Here is a 17960-nt window from a genome sequence, read left to right as displayed (position 1 = left end):
ACGATATGAAGGCAGTGGTCCAGCGGGTCCTCGAGGCCTCCGTCACCGTCAACGGCGAGCGCGTCAGCCAGGTGGGCCCGGGGCTGCTCGTGCTGCTGGGGGTGGGCAAGGGCGACACGGAAGCGGACGTGGCGTGGATGGCGGAGAAGCTCGCCACGCTGCGCATCTTCGAGGACGCGGCGGGCAAGATGAACCTGTCCTTGGAGGACACCTCGCGGCAGCTCATCGTCGTGAGCCAGTTCACCCTCTACGGAGATGCGCGCAAGGGCCGGCGGCCCAGCTTCATCGACGCCATGGAGCCCGCGGGCGCCAAGGCCCTCTACGAGCGCGTCTGCGAGGTGCTGCGCGCCCGCGGCCTCACGGTGGGCACGGGCATCTTCGCGGCGGACATGAAGGTGGCGCTCGTCAACGACGGCCCCGTCACCATCCTCCTGGAGAGCCCGGGGAGCGGGGCGGCACCCACTCCGCGCTGAGCGGCCGGGGACCCGGCTTCAGGGCCGGGCGTCTTCCTGGACGATCAGCGCGTGGATGTCGGCGGCCGAGGTGGCCTCGAGGATGGAGGCGCGGAAGCGGGGATTCTTGAAGAGACGCGAGATGCGCGCCAGTGCCTTGAGGTGGACACCGGCACTGTTCTCCGGGGCGACCAGGGCGAAGAAGAGGTGGGTGGGCTTGCCGTCGATGGCCTCGAAGTCCACGCCCTGACGCGACACGCCGAAGGCGGCGACCAGGTTGCCCAGCCCGGGCAGCTTGCCGTGGGGAATGGCCACGCCCTCGCCAATGCCGGTGGAGCCGAGCTTCTCGCGCTCGCGCAACACCTCCACGAGGCGCTCCTCCTTCAAGGAGGGATGGGCCCGGGCCAGCACCGCGCTCATTTCGCGCAGCACCGCCTGCTTGTCGCGGGCCTGGAGGTCCGCGATCAGGGCTTCTGGGCTGAGGAACTCGGAGATTCGCAAGCTGGCGCTCCCGCGGTGGCGCTGCCTAGGCGGGCAATTACTCCTGACCCTTCTTTCGCGCAAGGGTCGCCTGCCTGCCTTGTCCTCATCCAGGTGGATTCATCCGCCATCTGCACGGTAGCCGAAGGGACCGGGGCGCCCGCGAGCCGCCGCGGGGTTTTCACTCCGGGTCGCCGGGACGAGGGCCGGGCCGTGGGTGTGCCGCCATGTCCGGGCGGAGCAGGAGAGGCGACAGGTCATGCGCGCCGCCAGACTCCCGAGGTAGAGTCTCCCTGTCGCCTCCTGCGTGCTGAAGCCGGTGGCCAGGGCAACACACGTCTGTTCCCGGCTGTGGGCAGAATGCCGCACCTGCTGGAGGTGCACCCTGTCCGCTGAACTGGTGTGGAGGTGGATGACCCTACTGCTGGGCGCCGCCGTGCTGGCCACCGCCTGCGCCTCGGTGGCACCAACCCCCGGCCATGGATTTCCCCTGGCGCATGGCCCGCACGAGTCAGCGCGGCTGTACCAGCGCCGGGGTGAGTATGTACCAGGCACCGAGGTGGCCCTGGCGAGCCCACCAGGAATGGCCGTGCGCACGGTGACAAGCGGTGCCGTGCAGGTGGACACCTTCGAGCAGTTGCTGGCGCTCGCGGGCCTGGACAACTTCAACGATCTACCCCCGCGAGGTTCGCCCCTCACGCCCCCGGAGGCGGCCCGGGTGCTTGCCATCCTGCTGCGTAAGCCGGTGACCCTGGGCTCGTTCCCGCCACGTATGGCCGTGGGCCACCTGCTGCGCGAGGTCCTGGAGGGCGGGGAAGTCTCCCGTGAGGAGTTGCTGCGCCGGGTGAAGCGATTCAACACCGTGGCCGTGCTGCGGCCGGACGGCTACCTCGCGTGGACACTCAACGGACGCACGCAGCAGAAGGTGGGCCCGGTGGAGTGGAAGGACAATGCGTTCCGCGCTGGCCCTTTCGAGTTGGGCCACTTCTACACCAGAGACAGGTGGGTCTTCCGGCAGGCGGACACGCAACTGCGTCCCGTCATGAGCAGGCCCCCGCTGGCCGAGGTGTACGACGACGCCGACTACGTCGGCCGTACGCTGGACGGGGCGGAGGAGTCCTTCGTGGAGATGTACCACGCCATGGGCCAGTTGCTGACCCGCCCCTCGGACAGCATCGCGGCACTGCGACACCTTCCAGCGGGCGTGGCGGCCCTCATCGCCTCCTCTCCCGAGTACCTGGAGCGCTTGCGGTACATGACACGGGGCGAGCAGGTGAAGGCGTTCTCCAAACTGACGACCCACCTCATCGTCACCTTTGGCGCCGCTGGAGGCACCACCCGCACGCTGGCGCAGGCGTTCGAGGGCGCGGAAGCCACCGTGCCGGTGCTGTCGCTCTCGGCCGAGGGCGCGCTGGTGGTGGAACGCATCGCGGTGCCGGTGGGGAAGGTGGCCACGGTGCTGAGTGGCGGGCCGGGGGCGGCCATCATCCTCCAGCGGGCCAACGCGGGTGAGCAGACGCCCTCACCTGCTCCGGAGCCGGGTCAGTGGGGCCCCGCCAATGAGGCCATGTCCGCACGAGCCCGCGCCTACCAGGAGCAGATTACGGGGCATGCGGCGGACGAGTCCTACTGGGTCGGTGGCATGAGCACCAAGGCCGGAGGTGTCAGGTTCGACGGCTTCAAGAACGGTGTGTTGCTGGAAGCCAAGGGGCCCGGTTTTGCCAACAAGTTCCTCGACGCTCTGGACCCCAAGACCTGGTTCAAGAACTCGGGCGCGAAGGATCTCGTCAACCAGGCCAAGCGGCAGCTCAGGGTCACCAAGGAGACAGGTATCCCCATCCGGTGGCACATCGCGGAGGAGAAGACCGCCGAGGCCATCCGACGCTTGTTCGAGCAAAACACAGTGATGGGAATCGAAGTGGTCTATACCCCTCCCTTGTAAGAAGAAGCATTGCCCATGCCCGAGACGTTCCAGAGAATCGACTCGTACTATGCGGGGGCCTATTGGGGACCGCGGAAGGAGACGCCAGAGGAGTGCGCCCAGCGGGCGGAAATCTTCCTGGCCTCCATGGCGAAGGTCGACCCGTCCTTCTCCCGCTGGTTCCAACAGGGCAGGTCGCGCAGGGATGCACTGAAGCGCCCCATCGAGCCCACTCGCGCGGCGTTGGAGAAGCTCATTCGCCGGGGCAGGGATCGGCAATTCGAGGACCTCGGTTACTCCGTCTGGGCGTGGAATGGAGTGTGCGTCGACTACGAAGACAGCGGCTTCAACTTCGCGTGCGGCGCCTACTCCGAAGCGGTGAGCAACGTCTGTGTGTGCAACCTGCCAACCCGAGGGCCGAACGCGGAGCGGGTACTGACCGTGCCCGTTCTCACCGGACTCGTACGGAGCATGGTGCTGGCCTGGGAGCCGGACTCCGCCATCGCCACCTCATCGATGCTCCGTGAAAAGGTTACCCCCACCGGTAGAGCGGGAACGTTCGTCGGCTGGATCATGTACTTCCCGCGCAGCCGGGGCACGGTGCCACCTCTCCCAGCCCCCGTGCGCATCGAGCCGGTGGAGGACAAGGGAGCGCTCATCGTCCTCACTCCCGAGCGCCTCACGCCAGCCAACCCCGAGCACGTCGAGCTCGCCCAGCGCGTTCACGTGCTGCTGGACAGGGCCGGCCTCCTGCGGCCCTTGAAGCCCTGAGCCAACGGCCTCCTTCAACTTCTCCGGCCAGAAAATGGAGGGTGCCAGGGGCTCGTCTAGGCTGCGGCGCCACCGTGTTCCCCCGGCCCCTCCGCGCGCTCCTCCTGCTGCTCGTCCTCTGCTTCGGGGCCTGTGCCACCACCTCGGGCACCCCCGAGGCCGCCGGGCCCGGCGCGCCCCCGCTCCCCGCCGGGGAAGAGCCCATGCCAGTGGCGCCCTCGGCGGACGAGGTGCTCCAAGCCCGCGTCGAGCGCCTCATGGCCGGCCTGTCCGTCGAGGACAAGGTGGGCCAGTTGATGATGGTGGGCTTTGGCGGCACCGAGGTGGACGAGTCCGTGGAGGCGCTGGTGCGCGGCCGCCGGGTGGGCGGGGTGTGCCTCTTCAAGCGCAACATCGCCACCGGCGAGCAGGTGGCCCGGCTCAACGACGGCCTGCGCCGGCTGCTCGCCGACGGCATTCCCCCCTTCCTCGCGCTGGACCAGGAGGGGGGCAACGTGGTGCGCGTGCGCGACGGCGTGGTGGTGCTGCCGGGCAACATGGCGCTGGGGGCCACCCGCTCGGCGGAGCTCGCCTACGCCGCGGGACTCGCCCAGGGGGAGGACCTCAAGCGCCTGGGCTTCAACATGAACCTGGCGCCCGTGCTGGACGTCAACCTCAACCCGCGCAACCCCGTCATCGGCATCCGCTCCTATGGGGACTCGGTGCCGCTCGTCTCCGAGCTGGGACGTGCCTTCGTGCGCGGCCAGCAGGACGCGGGGCTCGTCACCGTCGCCAAGCACTTCCCCGGCCATGGCTCCACCGACGCCGACAGCCACACCGCCCTGCCCGTCATGCGCGAGTCGCGCGAGGAGGTACTCGCCCAGATGGAGCCCTTCCGCGCCGTCATCCAGGACGGCCTGGACGGGCTGATGACGGCCCACGTCGCCGTGCCCGGCCTCACCGGCGACGACATGCCCGCCACCGTCCACCCCCAGGTGCTGGACGGGCTGCTGCGCCAGCGGCTCGGCTTCGACGGGCTGGTGCTCACCGACGAGCTGGAGATGGACGCCATCGCCCAGCGCTACGGCGTGGGCCGGGCCGCCGTCATGGCGGTGGGGGCCGGCGCGGACATGGTGCTCGTCCCCTGGCGCGCGGAGAAGAAGACGGAGGTGTACGAGGCCCTCATGGGCGCGGCCTGGAGCGGAGAGCTTCCCCCGGCGCGGCTGGACGGGGCCGTGCGCCGCATCCTCACCGCCAAGCTGCGCCGCGGCCTCTTCGAGCCCCAGCCCCGCCTGGAGGAGCGCCTGGCCACCCCACCCTCTCCCGAGAACGCCGAGGTGGCCCACCGCATCGCCCGTGCCGCCGTCACCCTGCTGCGCACCGACGGCAAGCACTTCCCGCTCTCGCCCGGGACGCGCCTGGGCCTCATCACCCCCGAGCGCTCGCTGGGCGAGGCCATCCTCGAGCGCGTGCCGGGCGCCCAGGTGCTCGACGTGCCCGCCTGGCCCACCCACGCCCGCCGCGCCATCCTCCGGCAGCAGGCCCGCCGCCTGGCGCTCGCCTCGGACGTGGTGGTGGTGGGGATGATCAACTCACGCCAGCTCGAGCTCGTCACCATGGCCGCCGCCACCGGACGCCCGGTGCTGGTGGTGTCCATGGGCCTGCCCTACCTCGCCGAGCAAGCCGACGAGGCCCGGGCCGTGCTGGCCATCTACTCGTACCAGCCCGCCGCCACCGAGGCCGCCGCCGCCGCCCTCTTCGGGGAGATCGGCACCCCGGGCCGGCTCCCCGTGGGACTGAGCCGGCTCGCCTTCGGTCACGGACTGGACTCGCCGGTGCCCCGGCGGACCGCCGCCGCACCCGCCGCACCCGCCGCCACACCACTCCAGTAATGAGGAGCGGAAGGGCGGCGGCGCGTGCCGGGCGTCAGCCCGCAGTGGGCGCGGGCGCCGAGCCGTGCGTCGCGATGAGGCCGTACTGCCCATCCTCCTTGCGCCGGTACAGCACGCAGACCTCGTGCGTGGTGGCGTGCTGGAAGACGTAGAAGTCCTGGTTCATCAGGTTCATCTGCATCACCGCCTCGTCCACCGGCATGGGCTTCACGGTGATCTCCGAGGTGCGCACGATGCGCGTGGTGGACTGCGCGAGCTGCTCGGTCGCCGGAGTGCTCGGGGCCGACGGCGCGGGGGGCGCGGCCTCCTCCATCATCTCCTCGGGCAGCTCGAAGACCTTGTGGCGCACCTTGAGCTGGTTCACCAGCCCCTGGCGGTGGTGCACGCGCTCGCGCCCGTGGTGGTTCTTGATCTTCTCCTTGTACTTGCGCAGCTGCGCTTCGATCTTGTCCATCGCGAGATCGATGGACGCGTACATGTCCTCGCTCTTCTCCCTGCCGCGCAGCACCCAGGAGCCGGAGTGGATGGTGATCTCCGCGTGGTGCAGGTGCCGCTCGAGCGACAGCACCACGTGGGCCTCACCGGCCCTATCCAGGTACTTGTTCACCCGCTCGACCTTCTCCTTCGCGTACTCCTTGAGGGCATCGGACGAGCCGAACTGGCGGAAGGTGATGTTGAGCTGCATGCGTTGATTGCCTCCGTGGGGGGCTTGGAGTGGGACGACTGGTACTCCGGTACAGATCAGAAACGCTCTGAAGGGACGAAAGCAACCCGCCCACTCGAAAGGACGGCTGATCGCACTCCACTCAACAGGCAGTGTTCGCAGTGTCGTCTTGACTTTCCAGCTCGGCTGGACTCCTGAGACGCCCGGTGCGGGTGGCGAAGGCACTGGGAATCCGTGGACGCGCGCCCCGGTTACAGAGGGAGCTCGACCACGAAGGCCGCGCCCCGTCCGCCGGGGCCCGGCTCCACATGCACACGGCCGCGGTGTCCCTCGACGATCTGCCGCACGATGAAGAGGCCGAGGCCCAGGCCGCCCGCGCGCGCCGCGCCCTGCACCTGCTCGAAGCGCGCGAAGATGCGCTCGCGATCGGCCTCGGGGATGCCGGGTCCCTCGTCACGCACCACCAGCCGCGCGCCCTCGGAGGTCCGCTCCAGCCGCACGTCCATGGGATGTCCGCCGCCGTGGCGCAGGCCGTTGGACAGCAGGTTGGTCACCACCTGCTCGAGCCGCAGCCGGTCGAAGCGTCCCACCAGCTCGGGGGCGAGCTCCGCGGTGAGGGCCACGCCCGCCAGCCGTGCCTCGTCGCGGGTGCGCTCCACCAGTTCGGACACCAGCGCCGACAGGTCCCCCTGGGTGAAGAGGAAGTCCAGCTTGCCCTGGCGCATGCGCCCGACGTCCAGCAGGTTGTCCACCAGCAGGCCCAGGCGCCGCAGGGAGCGATCGATGGCCTCCATCCGGGCCCGCACCTTGGGGGAGTCCAGGGACATGGAGGGCGACTCCGCCTCCAGCCGCCGCACCATCTGCATCTGCAGCAACAGGCCGGTGAGCGGCGTCTTGAGCTCGTGACTGGCGAGCGACAGGAAGTCGTCGCGCACGCGCACCGCCTCCTGCAGCGCCAGCTCCGTCTCCTTCAACGCGGTGATGTCGAGCATGGCGCCGCGCACCACCAGGGGGCGGCCCTCGCCATCGCGCATCACGGTGGCGCGGCTGGTGAGCCAGTGCCAGGTGCCGTCCGGCCACCGGGTGCGGTAGGTGGACGTATAGGCCCGCACGTCGGTGGAGAAGATGCCCGCGACCTGCGCCTCCACCCGCGCCCGGTCGTCCGGGTGGAGCGAGGCCAGGAACATCTCATGCGTCCACTCCTTGAGGGGCTCGGAGTAGCCGTAGAGCCGGTCATGCCCCTCGGAGCGGAACACCTGGCCGGTGGTGAGGTTCGTCTCCCAGACAGCCATCTGCGCGGAGTCGAGCGCCACCTGGAAGCGCTCGCCCAGCAGCCGGAAGCGCTTCTCCGCCTCCTCCACCAGCGCCTGGGCCTCCTCGCGCTGGGTGATGTCGGAGGCGAGCACCCACAGCTCGTCGCGCACGGGCACGACGGACACCTCCACCCAGGAGCGCGGCGGCAGCGAGGCGAGGAAGCGCGCGGGCTGGCGCGTCTCGAGCGCCGTCAACAACCGCCCGTGCAGCGTCCGGCCGGCCAGCGCGGGCACCACCGTCCACGGCTCCTGGCCGCACAGCCGCTCGGCGGGCACCCCGAACAGCGCCACCGCCCGCGCGTTGCACTCGAGCACGCGCCCCCGCGCATCCAGCGAGAGGAAGGCCTCGGACATGTGCTCGAGCAACAGCCGCAGCCGCTCGGCGGCGGGGAGCGCGGAGCCGTCGGAATCGGAAGCAGGCGCCTGGCCGGAACCGGGCGCGCGGGGAACAGGGGGCGCGCTCACCCCAACACGGTCGCTGGCACGGGCCCCTCCGTCAAGAATGGAGCACGGGGAGTGAAGCGGAATGGACGGCAGGTGGGCTGGGACGCAGGCGCAACGCTGTTGTATGAGGGCGCACAGATGGAAAAGACCCCATCCCCCCAGCCCCCCTCCCCCGTCGTGCTCATCGTCGAGGACGATGAAGCCAAGCGGTACATGCTCGCGCGGACGCTGGAGCTGGCGGGCTTCAGGACCCGGGAAGCCGCCAACGCGGCGGATGCTCTCACGCTCGCCCGGGAGGCGCCCGATGTCCTCCTGCTGGACGTGCGCCTGCCGGACCTGACGGGCTTCGAGGTGAGCCGCAGGCTGAAGGGGGACCCGGCCACGGCCTCCATCCCCATCATCCAGATGTCCGCCAGCTTCACCACCACCCAGGACAAGACGCAGGGGCTGATGGGAGGCGCGGACGGCTACCTCGTGGCGCCCGTGGAGCCCGAGGAGTTGGTGGCCACGCTGCGCACCGTGCTGCGCACGCACGAGGTGGCCCGCGAGCGTGCCCAACTGCTGGAGTCCGAGCGCGCGGCCCGCGCCGCCCTGGAGGCCGCCAACGCCCAGCTGCGCACGCAGGTGGACATCCTGGCCAACGTGCAGGACAGCATCATCGTCACGGACCTGTCCGGCGTCATCACCTACTGGAACGAGGGAGCCACGCAGCTCTTCGGCTACACGGCCGGGGAGATGCTGGGCCAGTCCCTGGTGGCCATCTACCCGAGCCAGTCCCAGCAGGAGCTGGCGGAGGGCCTCGCCCACGTCATCGCCACCGGCGCGCGCACGGGCGAGTGGCTGGGAAGGCGCAAGGACGGAAGCGAGGTGTGGATCAACGTCCGCACCGTCCCCATGCGCTCGGCCCAGGGAGCGCCCACCGGCTTCATCGGGGTGAGCCGGGACATCACCGAGCTGCGCAACCTGCGCGCCGACGCCCTGCGCCGGGCCGAGCTGGCGCAGCAGTTCGTGGGCATCGTCAGCCACGACCTGCGCAACCCGCTCACCGCCATCACCCTGGCGGCGGAGTCGGGCCTGCGCAAGGAGGGCCGGGACGCGGCCGCCCAGGTGCGCCTGCTCACGCGCATCCGCAGCAGCGCCGAGCGGATGACGCGCATGGTGAGGGACTTGCTGGACTTCACCCAGGCCAGCATGGGCAGCGGCATCACCCTCAACCTCCAGCCTGTGGACCTGCACGAGCTGACCCGGCAGGTGGTGGAGGAAGTGCAGTTCGCCTACCCCGGACGTACGCTGCGGGTGGAGTGCTCGGGCGACGGCGAGGGCCTGGTGGACGCCGACCGCATGGCGCAGGTCCTGACGAACCTGCTGAGCAACGCCCTCCAATACAGCCCGTCCGAAACCCCCGTGACCGTGGGCTGCGAGGGCGACGCGGACACCCTGCGACTGCGCGTGCACAACCTGGGGTCACCCATCTCTCCCGAGGACCTGCAGCGCATCTTCGCGCCCCTCCAGCGGGGAGCGGCCGGGATGGACAGCGCCCAGCGCAGCATCGGCCTGGGGCTGTTCATCGTGAAGCACCTCGTGCGCGCCCACCAGGGCGACATCCAGGTGTGCTCCCACCGCGAGGAGGGCACCACCTTCACGGTGCGCGTTCCGCGCGGCCTGAGTGCCGGGGAGGACGCCGGGCCCTCGACAGCCTGACCCGGCGTCCCTGTCTCACGGGCAGGTGCCCGTGTCCTCGTGCCGGCACACGTGCAGGTTGCGCGGCACCTCCAGCCAGTAGATGTCCGGCGTGGTGTTCTTGCGCTCGCGCAACGTCTCGCTGACAGGCGCCTGTCCCACGCCCGGCATCACCACCTCGTAGCGGATGCCGCCCGTCGAGGACACCGAGACGACGGCCGCCGGCTCCGGAGGCGGAGCCCACGCATCCAGCGTCTTGGCGGGCATGTACCCGAGCAGGTTGCCGTCCTTGTCCGTCACCCGGAAGCCCTCCGCCTGGTCCGGAAGACCCGTGATGACGTCCGCCTGCCACGAGCGGCTGAGGTCGCCTCCGCCCGACAGCTTGCAGGCGGAGACGGTGCTCCCCGCGGGAGGCGAGAAGCTCGGCCAGAAGACGATGCCGCCCAGCACGGCCGAGCCCGCGGCCGTCTTCTCCTGCAAGCCGCCATACCGCAGGAACCAGCCCGGCCCCTCCATCGTGCCCCGCGGGAGCGACGCCATCGTGCTCGTGGGGACGTAGCGCAGGGTGCCCAGCTCCGGGTGCAGGTACGTCGCATACGCGCTGTCCGGGATGGTGACATCCACCAGCGAGCAGTCGACACCCGCGCCGCAGTCGAAGGCCGTGTCCGTCACGCGCTTGTGGTCGAACGCGATGGCGTCGGTGGCGCTCTCGAAGTGGCGCTGCCAGCCTCCATACGCGTGGAAGCCGAAGTAGCGGTTGTGCGGCACCTTGCCTGCGTCCGCGCCCAGGTTCAGGTCTCCGTGCGAGTCCGCGGGGAGCGAGGCCAGCGAGCACGCCCACTCGCCGCCCGCCTTCGCGCACTCGGCGTCGGTGCTCGCGGGCGCCGTCTCGCCCAGCGCGGGGAAGTAGTAGGAGCCGCTGCCGAGCGCCGTGCCCTTGTCACACCGGATGCGCAAGCGGGTGAGCTCCATCCGCGCGGACGAGCACACCGGCGACGCCGAGCCCGAGAAGGCCCCGGTGTCCTTCACCAGCACGCCGTTGTCGTACTCGATGACGGACGTGCGCAACAGGCCGTTGATGTCGGCGGTGAGCTCCGCCTCCACGTCGCACTTCATCCGCACGCAGGCCAGCAAGTCATCCGGACCGCAGTTCGTTCCCTCCTTGGAGCGCAGGTTCCGCCGGTCTCCCGTGCCCAGGAAGGCGCGCAGCCAGCCCGTCTCCGGCTGCCGCACGGTGGAGGCGAGGTGGAAGAAGGGCTGCTTCTCGAACGCCTTGCCGCGCGCCATCTCCAGCGAGCGCGCGCCGAACCAGTTGCCCACCTGGCCATCCGCGCCCGGCACGCCCGGCTCGTGGAAGCGGAACGTCCACACCTGGCCGCCCATGTCACCGACGACGAGCGTGTCGAAGAAGCCATCCAGGTCCATCTGCACGTTCTCCGCGTTGCCGATGTCCACCAGCGCCGGCGCGGCCGCGATGGGCAGCATCCGGTCGAGCACCCCGCTCGAGTACGCATCCGCCGAGGAGGCACCGGGCCGCGCCTCCGCGGACCACAGCCTGCCGCCCGTCCACGCATCCAGCATGTACACCCCGCGGCCCCGCGAGAGGTCCGCGCTGTAACCGCCGTTGAGCACCGCCACCCAGCGCTCCTCCCAGCCGCGCGCGTTGCCCTTGGCGAGCCGCACCGGACCGATGGGCGGCGGCTTGGGCGCGAAGTTCGCCCACGACTGGCCCACCATGGCCGCCTCCGGCTCGCACGCGTTGGGGAACATCCAGCGGAAGGGCTTGCCGTCCGGCTTCAACATCTCGCGCGGGTTCGTCATGTCCAGCGCGACGAAGCGCTGGCCACCCGAGCGCTCCGTGAGGATGGCGAGCGTGTGGAACTCGCCCGCCTCCTTCACGCCGTTGTCCGTGCCCGTGCTGCTCGCGGAGCCGTCCGCCCAGACGTCGCGCACCATCGCCGTGCCGTCCACGAAGTACTCGTGGCCGTTCATCATCAGACCCAGCTTGGGCAGCAGGTCCGGCGGGATGAAGCCCCACAGCTCCTGGCCGGTGCCCAGGTCGTGCACGTCGTCGATGGCGCTCTTCTTGTCCCGGTCGAGCGACGTGCCCGCGTGCACGGCGTGCAGCATGCCGCCGTTGGAGCCCACCAGCACGATGCGCTCGCGCTTCGCGTTCGCCTTGCGGAACACGTCATACGCCCCGAAGCGGTTGGCGCTGGAGCCGCGCGGCGGATCCATCGGCGTGGGCGCGTAGCAGGGCTTGCCCGCGGCCGGCGTGGCGCAGGACGTCTCCGAAGACACCGAGGCGGTGAAGTCCTCGTAGAGCGTGGACAGGCACTGCCCGCTCAGCCCCAGCGTGCACAGGAAGGGCTCGATGGGCGGGTCCACCGTCACCGGCGTGGAGTGGAAGATGTCCGCGAGCTTGCACGAGCGCGACGTGCTGCCCGAGCACGGCCGGTCCTCGTCCGTGAGCAGGTCTCCGTCGTAGTCGAACACGTCCACGCCGCGCACGAAGCGGATGAGCGTGTCCACGCACTCGGCCCGCTGCGCGGCCGTGCCCGTCCAGGCCTTCTTCAGCTTCGCGAAGGCACCGGCGCAGAAGCCGTCCCCCGCCGCCAGCAGGTACTCCTCCAGCTCGGCGCGATGGGCCACGTCGAAGGGCATGGGCGGGTTGTCCGCCTCCGTGAAGCGGCCGTCCTTGTCGCGGTCCACCAGCGTGAAGAGGCAGCGGCCTCCCGTGGGGTCGAGCGGGTTGGACGGGTCGCACGGCGCACTCGCGCTGCGCTGGCCGAGCGTCTCCGCCAGGTCCCAGAAGGGCTGTGCCGGCGTACCGCCCACCAGCCGGCCGTCACCGCCGAGCGTGGCCGTCTGCACCTTCACCCAGACGCCCTCGGTGTTCTCCTGGACGATGTTGGCGCGCGTGAAGCTCGTGGGGTCCACCACCGCGCCCGGCGCCGGCGTGAAGCCCGCCGGCTTGTCGAGGAAGAAGGAGTCGTCGCAGTCCTTGTCTCCGTTGAGATCGCGCGGGTCTCCCGCCGGGCTCCGGGCCAGCGCCAGCTGGCAGCCCTGCGAGAACTCGCTGAAGAAGAAGAAGCGGTAGAGGTGGCCCTCGTAGGGGCGGCCCCGGCGCGGGTTGAAGCGCGGCACGTACGAGGACTGCGCGCCTCCCGCCTGCACGCTCGCGACACTCGCGGAGGCGAACGCGGTGGAGACCTCCTTCACATCCCCGAGCGCGGCCATGAGGGCGTCGCGCAGATCGTCCGCGTCATCGGCGCGGAAGAAGCGGCCCTTGCCCGCCTTCGCGATGCTCTGGAGCATCGGGCTGTTGTCACCGTAACCGATGGTGTACGTGCGCACCGACTGGTCTCCGGCGAGGTCATCGCGCAGGTCCGCGTTGGCCAGGAAGAAGGCCACGTCGTCCATGAAGTTCTTGTTCGTCTTCGCCAGCCCCGTGGGCCAGTTGGCGTAGTCGCAGGCCTCCTTCGTCACGCCGAACTCGTCGCAGTAGTTCACCCCACCCGGCGCCGGGTTCGTCTCCGGGCTGCTCGGGTCGAACGTGAGCGGCGTGCCGTCCGCGTGCTTCGCGCCCCGCGCCTTCAGCACCTCCATCATCTTCGTGATGGGCACCGTGTTGTCGTACCGGGGCGCGCCATCCGCCAGCACGATGATGGAGCTGGCCTGGCACGCCGAGCACACGGAGCGATCCGTGCTCGCGCCCTCCCACGGCTGCGTGTCCTTGAGCCACTCGTCGGGCGACTGCGCGCCCCACGGCTCGCCATCCTTGCCCGTGAGCGGATCATCCACCGTGCCGCCATTGCAGCACCCCGGCCAGCCCCAGCCCGGGCTGATGGGGTTGGTGAACCACTTCTCCCACCGGCCATCCACCTTCTGCGAGGAGAAGTACCCGCCCAGTCCGAAGAGCGCCTCGCCGATGGAGCGCTCGTCGTTGCGGAAGGAGATGGAGTTGATCGCCTTGCGCAGCTCCGCCCGCCCCAGCGCCGTCTCGTCCAGCACCGGCAGGGACTTGTCGCACGAGGGCTTCAGCGGCCGCAGCAACACCGGCGGATCGAACCAGCCATGGTCCGGGCCGAACGTGGCCACGCCCATGCGCAGATCCACCGCCGTGGAGACCACGTCCTTGAGCACCTTGCGCGCCACCACGAACTTCGGCGGGCGCACGTTGAGCACGCGGCCGCTCAGCACCCACTTGCGCAGCGCCTCCACCGGAAGCGTCTCGCCAGCAGGCGCCGTGGGCGTGCTCGCCAGCGGGCCGCGCCACCAACCCTTCTCCGTCAGGCACTTCTGGCACTCCGCGTACACGGGCGAGCCCCACGGCTCGCTCCAGTCCAGGGCGTTGCCGCACATCGCCATCGTGTCCGTGAAGCCCACCATGCTCCGCATGTCCACCGCGAGCGAGTACGGGCCGTCCTCCACCTGCCACGCCAGGCGCCGCCCGCGCGAGTGGTAGTACTTGTCCGGATCGAAGAAGTGCGTCTCCGTCGTGGAGAAGTCCGGGTCCGCGTCGAACGGAATGGAGCCGTTGAGCGCGGGGTCCGCGCTGCCACGGTCGAACCACTTCATCGCCTCCACCAGCGCCGCGTCCGTGCAGCCCGGCTTCGAGGTGTCCCCCACCTCGGGCAGGTACTGCGCGTACTCCTGCATGGACGCGTTGTTGCCCACCAGGAAGAGCGCGCCCGGCGGGCTGCCGGGCACCTCGAAGAACTCCTTGTCGCCTCCTCCCGAGGCGTTGATCATCGTGTCACCCAGCGAGGCCGCGCCCGTGCAGCACGCGGCCTTCCCGGGCACCGGCACGCTGCCGGAGCGGCCCGGCAGGGCCAGCAGCCCCGCGGCTCCCGCCACCACCAGCCCCGCCGCCAATCCCACGCGACGGGTGAACCACCGCTTGCTCGCACGTCCCACGGTGTCGAAATCGATGCGCATATTCCAGGCTCCCAGAAGACGGCCTCCCCCCACGGACTCCCCTCATCCTCTCATCCGGACAGAGTCGACGTGGCGGGCTGTTTCGCCGAGGCGGCGCCAACACGCGCCCCCCTTCAGCAGAGCCCGCGGCCCTGACACCCCACGCGCAACCCCAGGGTAAATATGCCGTGACATCAAACCGGAGCGAATTGAGGTCATAATGGGCCCGGATCGGTGAGGACTTCCCTCCGCCCGGGGGATTGACGTGGGCGGACCGACGCTTCAGGAGACCTGTTCATGCTCGCTCTGGCGCTCCCCGCGCGTGACACCCTGCGCATCCGTGCATTGATGGCGGATGCCTCCCGGCTCGTCTGGGTCGTGGACGAGGCGGGAAGAATGCAGGAACCCTCGCCCTCCTGGGCCGCCTTCACCGGCCAGTCCTCCGCCCAGCTGATGGGCTGGCACTGGCAGCACGCCATCCATCCCGAGGACCGGGGCCCGTTGGATCCCGAAGGCGCCCTGCTCGCGCCCGGCCGCTCCAACGGCGGGGACTTCACCTGCCGCGTGCGCCGGGAGGATGGCGTCTGGCGCGACGTGCACGCGCGGGTGCTGCCGGTGAAGGACGAGACGGGGCGGCTGGTGGAGTGGCTCTTCCTCGCCGAGGACATCACCGGGCGGCCCGGCACCGAGCACACCGAGGCGGCGCTCAACGAGAACCTCAACGAGAACCTCAACGAGAACCTCAACGAGAGCGAGGAGCGCTTCCGCTCGCTGGTGCAGACGTCCGCGTCGGCCATCTGGACCACCAACGCCCAGGGGCTTCCGGTGGAGGACGCGCCCACGTGGCGGGCCTTCACGGGCCTCACGCTCGAGCAGTGGCTGGATGGCACCTCCTGGCTGGAGGCCATCCACCCCGAGGACTCGCCCGCGGCGCGCGAGGCGTGGAAGCACGCCGTCACCACGAAGACGCCCTTCGCCCACGAGTACCGGCTGCGCCACGCCAACGGGAGCTGGCGCTGGGTGGTGTCGCGCGCCGTGCCCGTGTTCAACCTGGACGGCGGCGTGCGCGAGTGGGTGGGCACCAACACGGACATCTCCGAGCGGAAGGCCGCCGAGGCGGAGCGCGACCGGCTGCTCGCGGAGCTGGAGACCAATGAGCGGCTGCTCTCGGCCATCCTCGAGCAGATGCCCTCGGGCTTCCTGCTGGCGGGGCCGCAGGGAGAGCTGACGTACGCCAACGCCCAGGCGGAGGCCATCTGGGGCCACCCGCTCATCCGCTCGCCGGACGTGCCGGGCTACGCGGCCTACCACCAGCACCGGCTGGATGGCACCCCGTACGCGCCCGAGGAGCTGCCGCTGGCGCGCAGCGTGCTGCACGGCGAGGTGGTGCGCGGCGAGGTGCTGTGGCTGCGCCGGCCGGACAAGGACAACCGCTTCGTCAAGGTCAACTGCGCCCCCATCCGCGACGAGCGCAGCCGGACGATCGCCGCGGTGATGGTCTTCGACAACATCACCGAGGCCCGTCAGGCCGAGGAGCATGCCGCGCGCCTGCAGGTCGTCACCTCCGCCCTGTCGCAGGCCCTCACCCCGGCCGACGTGGCCCAGACCGTCCTCTCCGTGGCGGTGGGCGGCATGGGGGCCGAGGCGGGCGCCGTCTACCGCCAGCGCGCGGACGGCTCGCTGGAGAGCCTCCATGACGTGGGGTACCCGGAGAACTTCGTGCGCCACGTGCGCGACCTGGCTCCCGGGGCGAACAACCCCGTCCTGGACGCGGTGCGCACGGGCCGGGAGCTCTGGTTCCGTTCCATCGCGGACCTGACCGCGAAGTACCCGGAGCTCGTCGCCCTGCGCTCCCCGCGCAACGACCATGCGGTCGCGGTGTTCCCCATGTGGGTGCATGGCCAGTCCGTCGGCGCGCTCGTGCTCAGCTACCCCGACCCGCGCGTCTGTGTCCCCGAGGAGCTGCAGTTCCTCCAGATGCTCGCGCAACAGTGCGGCCAGGCCCTGGAGCGCGCGCGCCTGTACGAGGCCGCCGAGATGGAGCGCCAGCGCGCCGAGCAGGCCAGCCGCCTCAAGGACGAGTTCCTCGGGGTGCTCTCCCACGAGCTGCGCACGCCGCTGACGGCCATCCTCGGCTGGGTGCAGATCCTCCGCACGCGGCAGCTGCCGCAGGACAAGCGCGATCGGGCCCTGGAGACCATCGAGCGCAACGCCCGGGCGCAGACCCAGCTCGTCGAGGACCTGCTGGACGTCAACCGGATCGTCAGCGGCAGGCTGCGGCTGGACGTGCGCCCCACCCACCTGGAGAAGGTCATCGAGAGCGCCGTGGACGTGGTGCGCCCGGCGGCCGAGGCCCGGGGCATCCTCCTCCAGGTGTCCCTGGTGCCCCAGACGGTCCAAGTGCTGGGAGACCCGGACCGGCTGCAGCAGGTGGTGTGGAACCTGCTCTCCAACGCGGTGAAGTTCACGCCCCAGGAGGGGAGCGTGACGGTGTCACTCGGCTGGCGCCCCTCGCACGTGGAGATCCAGGTGCGGGACACCGGCGATGGAATCGCCCCGGGCTTCCTGCCCCACCTCTTCGAGCGCTTCACCCAGGCGGACGCCTCCTCCACGCGCCGCCACGGCGGGCTGGGGCTGGGGCTGGCCATCGTGCGCCACCTGGTGGAGCTGCACGGCGGCACGGTCGAGGCCCAGAGCGCGGGCAAGGGACAGGGAGCCACCTTCACCGTCCTGCTGCCGCTGGTGGCGCCCCGCACGGACACGGCCGAGCCGGCGCGCGTGCTCCCCCAGCACCCGCCCCAGCTCCCCGCCGACTACCCGAAGGCGCTCGACGGGCGCCGCATCCTGGTGGTCGACGACGATAAGGACACGCGCGAGCTGGTGGCCACGCTGCTGCAGGAGGGCAAGGCCCGGGTCGCCATCGCGGCCAACGCGGCCGAGGCCCTCGCGCTGCTGAGCCGGGAGCCACCGGAGTTGATCATCTCGGACATCGGCATGCCGGGGATGGATGGCTACGCCCTCATCCGCGAGGTGCGCACCCGCCCCCCCGAGCAGGCCGGACGGGTGCCCGCCGTGGCGCTCACCGCCTATGCCCGCCAGGAGGACCAGGCCGCCGCGCTCCGGGCGGGCTTCGACTCGCACGTGGCCAAGCCGCTCGAGCCCGCGGAGCTGCTCTGGGTGGTGGCCACGCTGCTGCGCCAGCAACGGTAGAATCCCTCCCCTGCGAGCAGGGAGGCGAGGGAGTGCCAGAAGCACCCCCCCGTGCGGGATGGCCGCATCCATTTTCGAGCCACGGGTGTTCACTTCACTCACCGCATCCCAGGTTCTCCGAGTACCGTCGTGCAAGCTGCTCCTGTTGCCCGGCCGTGAAGCGTTCGAGCAGCCAGTGATGACGCCAGCCCACGGGAGACATGCTGGGATGAAAACGCCATCTCTGGAGAGGCC

The 17960-nt window shown here is 70.5% G+C and carries 10 protein-coding genes; 6 read left to right on the top strand and 4 right to left on the bottom strand.

Going from position 1 to position 17960, the window contains the following annotated elements; translation table 11 throughout:
- Positions 1 to 5: 5 nt before the first annotated feature.
- Positions 6 to 473, top strand: a complete 468-nt coding sequence (gene dtd, locus NR798_RS07820) for a D-aminoacyl-tRNA deacylase (RefSeq protein WP_375770802.1) — start codon at positions 6 to 8, stop codon at positions 471 to 473.
- A gap of 18 nt (positions 474 to 491) precedes the next feature.
- Here dtd and NR798_RS07815 read toward each other — a convergent pair whose 3' ends face one another.
- Positions 492 to 953 carry a PTS sugar transporter subunit IIA gene (locus NR798_RS07815; RefSeq protein WP_375770801.1) on the bottom strand — a complete coding sequence of 154 codons (462 nt, stop codon included), beginning with the start codon at positions 951 to 953 and terminating at the stop codon, positions 492 to 494.
- Positions 954 to 1344: 391 nt separating this feature from the next.
- On the opposite strand from NR798_RS07815, the gene NR798_RS07810 reads away from it, so the two are divergent.
- From NR798_RS07810 to NR798_RS07800, 3 genes are all read left to right on the top strand, one after another.
- On the top strand, positions 1345 to 2874 hold the full coding sequence (locus tag NR798_RS07810; protein ID WP_375770800.1) for a Tox-REase-5 domain-containing protein: 1530 nt from the start codon (positions 1345 to 1347) through the stop codon (positions 2872 to 2874).
- 15 nt (positions 2875 to 2889) lie between these two features.
- Entirely contained in the window at positions 2890 to 3624 is a 735-nt protein-coding gene (locus NR798_RS07805) for an immunity 52 family protein (RefSeq protein WP_375770799.1), read from the top strand.
- A gap of 74 nt (positions 3625 to 3698) precedes the next feature.
- Positions 3699 to 5495 carry a glycoside hydrolase family 3 protein gene (locus NR798_RS07800; RefSeq protein ID WP_375770798.1) on the top strand — a complete coding sequence of 599 codons (1797 nt, stop codon included), beginning with the start codon at positions 3699 to 3701 and terminating at the stop codon, positions 5493 to 5495.
- A gap of 34 nt (positions 5496 to 5529) precedes the next feature.
- Here NR798_RS07800 and hpf read toward each other — a convergent pair whose 3' ends face one another.
- Together hpf and NR798_RS07790 are read right to left on the bottom strand one after the other, a co-directional pair.
- The gene (hpf, locus tag NR798_RS07795) at positions 5530 to 6180 is read right to left on the bottom strand and encodes a ribosome hibernation-promoting factor, HPF/YfiA family (RefSeq protein ID WP_375770797.1); all 651 of its coding nucleotides are present in this window, start codon (positions 6178 to 6180) and stop codon (positions 5530 to 5532) included.
- Between the two features lie 230 nt (positions 6181 to 6410).
- On the bottom strand, positions 6411 to 7937 hold the full coding sequence (locus NR798_RS07790; RefSeq protein WP_375770796.1) for an ATP-binding protein: 1527 nt from the start codon (positions 7935 to 7937) through the stop codon (positions 6411 to 6413).
- Between the two features lie 117 nt (positions 7938 to 8054).
- Between NR798_RS07790 and NR798_RS07785 the strand changes: the two genes are divergently transcribed.
- Complete coding sequence (locus NR798_RS07785) at positions 8055 to 9617, top strand: PAS domain S-box protein (RefSeq protein WP_375770795.1); 1563 nt, start codon at positions 8055 to 8057, stop codon at positions 9615 to 9617.
- A gap of 15 nt (positions 9618 to 9632) precedes the next feature.
- Here the strand turns inward: NR798_RS07785 and NR798_RS07780 are convergent, their stop codons facing one another.
- Positions 9633 to 14537, bottom strand: coding sequence for a hypothetical protein (locus NR798_RS07780; protein WP_375770794.1), 4905 nt, complete (start codon positions 14535 to 14537; stop codon positions 9633 to 9635).
- Positions 14538 to 14813: 276 nt separating this feature from the next.
- Between NR798_RS07780 and NR798_RS07775 the strand changes: the two genes are divergently transcribed.
- Positions 14814 to 17726, top strand: a complete 2913-nt coding sequence (locus NR798_RS07775; RefSeq protein ID WP_375770793.1) for a PAS domain S-box protein — start codon at positions 14814 to 14816, stop codon at positions 17724 to 17726.
- Positions 17727 to 17960: the final 234 nt, after the last annotated feature.

Origin of the sequence: Archangium gephyra (assembly GCF_042230915.1) — a bacterium.
Lineage (GTDB): Bacteria > Myxococcota > Myxococcia > Myxococcales > Myxococcaceae > Archangium > Archangium gephyra_B.
Note: the sequence above shows the minus strand (reverse complement) of the source record. Positions and strands in the feature narration are given on the sequence as shown.

Coding starts and splice junctions, on each gene's coding strand:
- dtd (WP_375770802.1), top strand. CDS start 6: ATGAAGGCAGTGGTCCAGCGGGTCCTCGAGGCCTCCGTCACCGTCAAC.
- NR798_RS07810 (WP_375770800.1), top strand. CDS start 1,345: ATGACCCTACTGCTGGGCGCCGCCGTGCTGGCCACCGCCTGCGCCTCG.
- NR798_RS07805 (WP_375770799.1), top strand. CDS start 2,890: ATGCCCGAGACGTTCCAGAGAATCGACTCGTACTATGCGGGGGCCTAT.
- hpf (WP_375770797.1), bottom strand. CDS start 6,180: ATGCAGCTCAACATCACCTTCCGCCAGTTCGGCTCGTCCGATGCCCTC.
- NR798_RS07785 (WP_375770795.1), top strand. CDS start 8,055: ATGGAAAAGACCCCATCCCCCCAGCCCCCCTCCCCCGTCGTGCTCATC.
- NR798_RS07780 (WP_375770794.1), bottom strand. CDS start 14,537: ATGCGCATCGATTTCGACACCGTGGGACGTGCGAGCAAGCGGTGGTTC.
- NR798_RS07775 (WP_375770793.1), top strand. CDS start 14,814: ATGCTCGCTCTGGCGCTCCCCGCGCGTGACACCCTGCGCATCCGTGCA.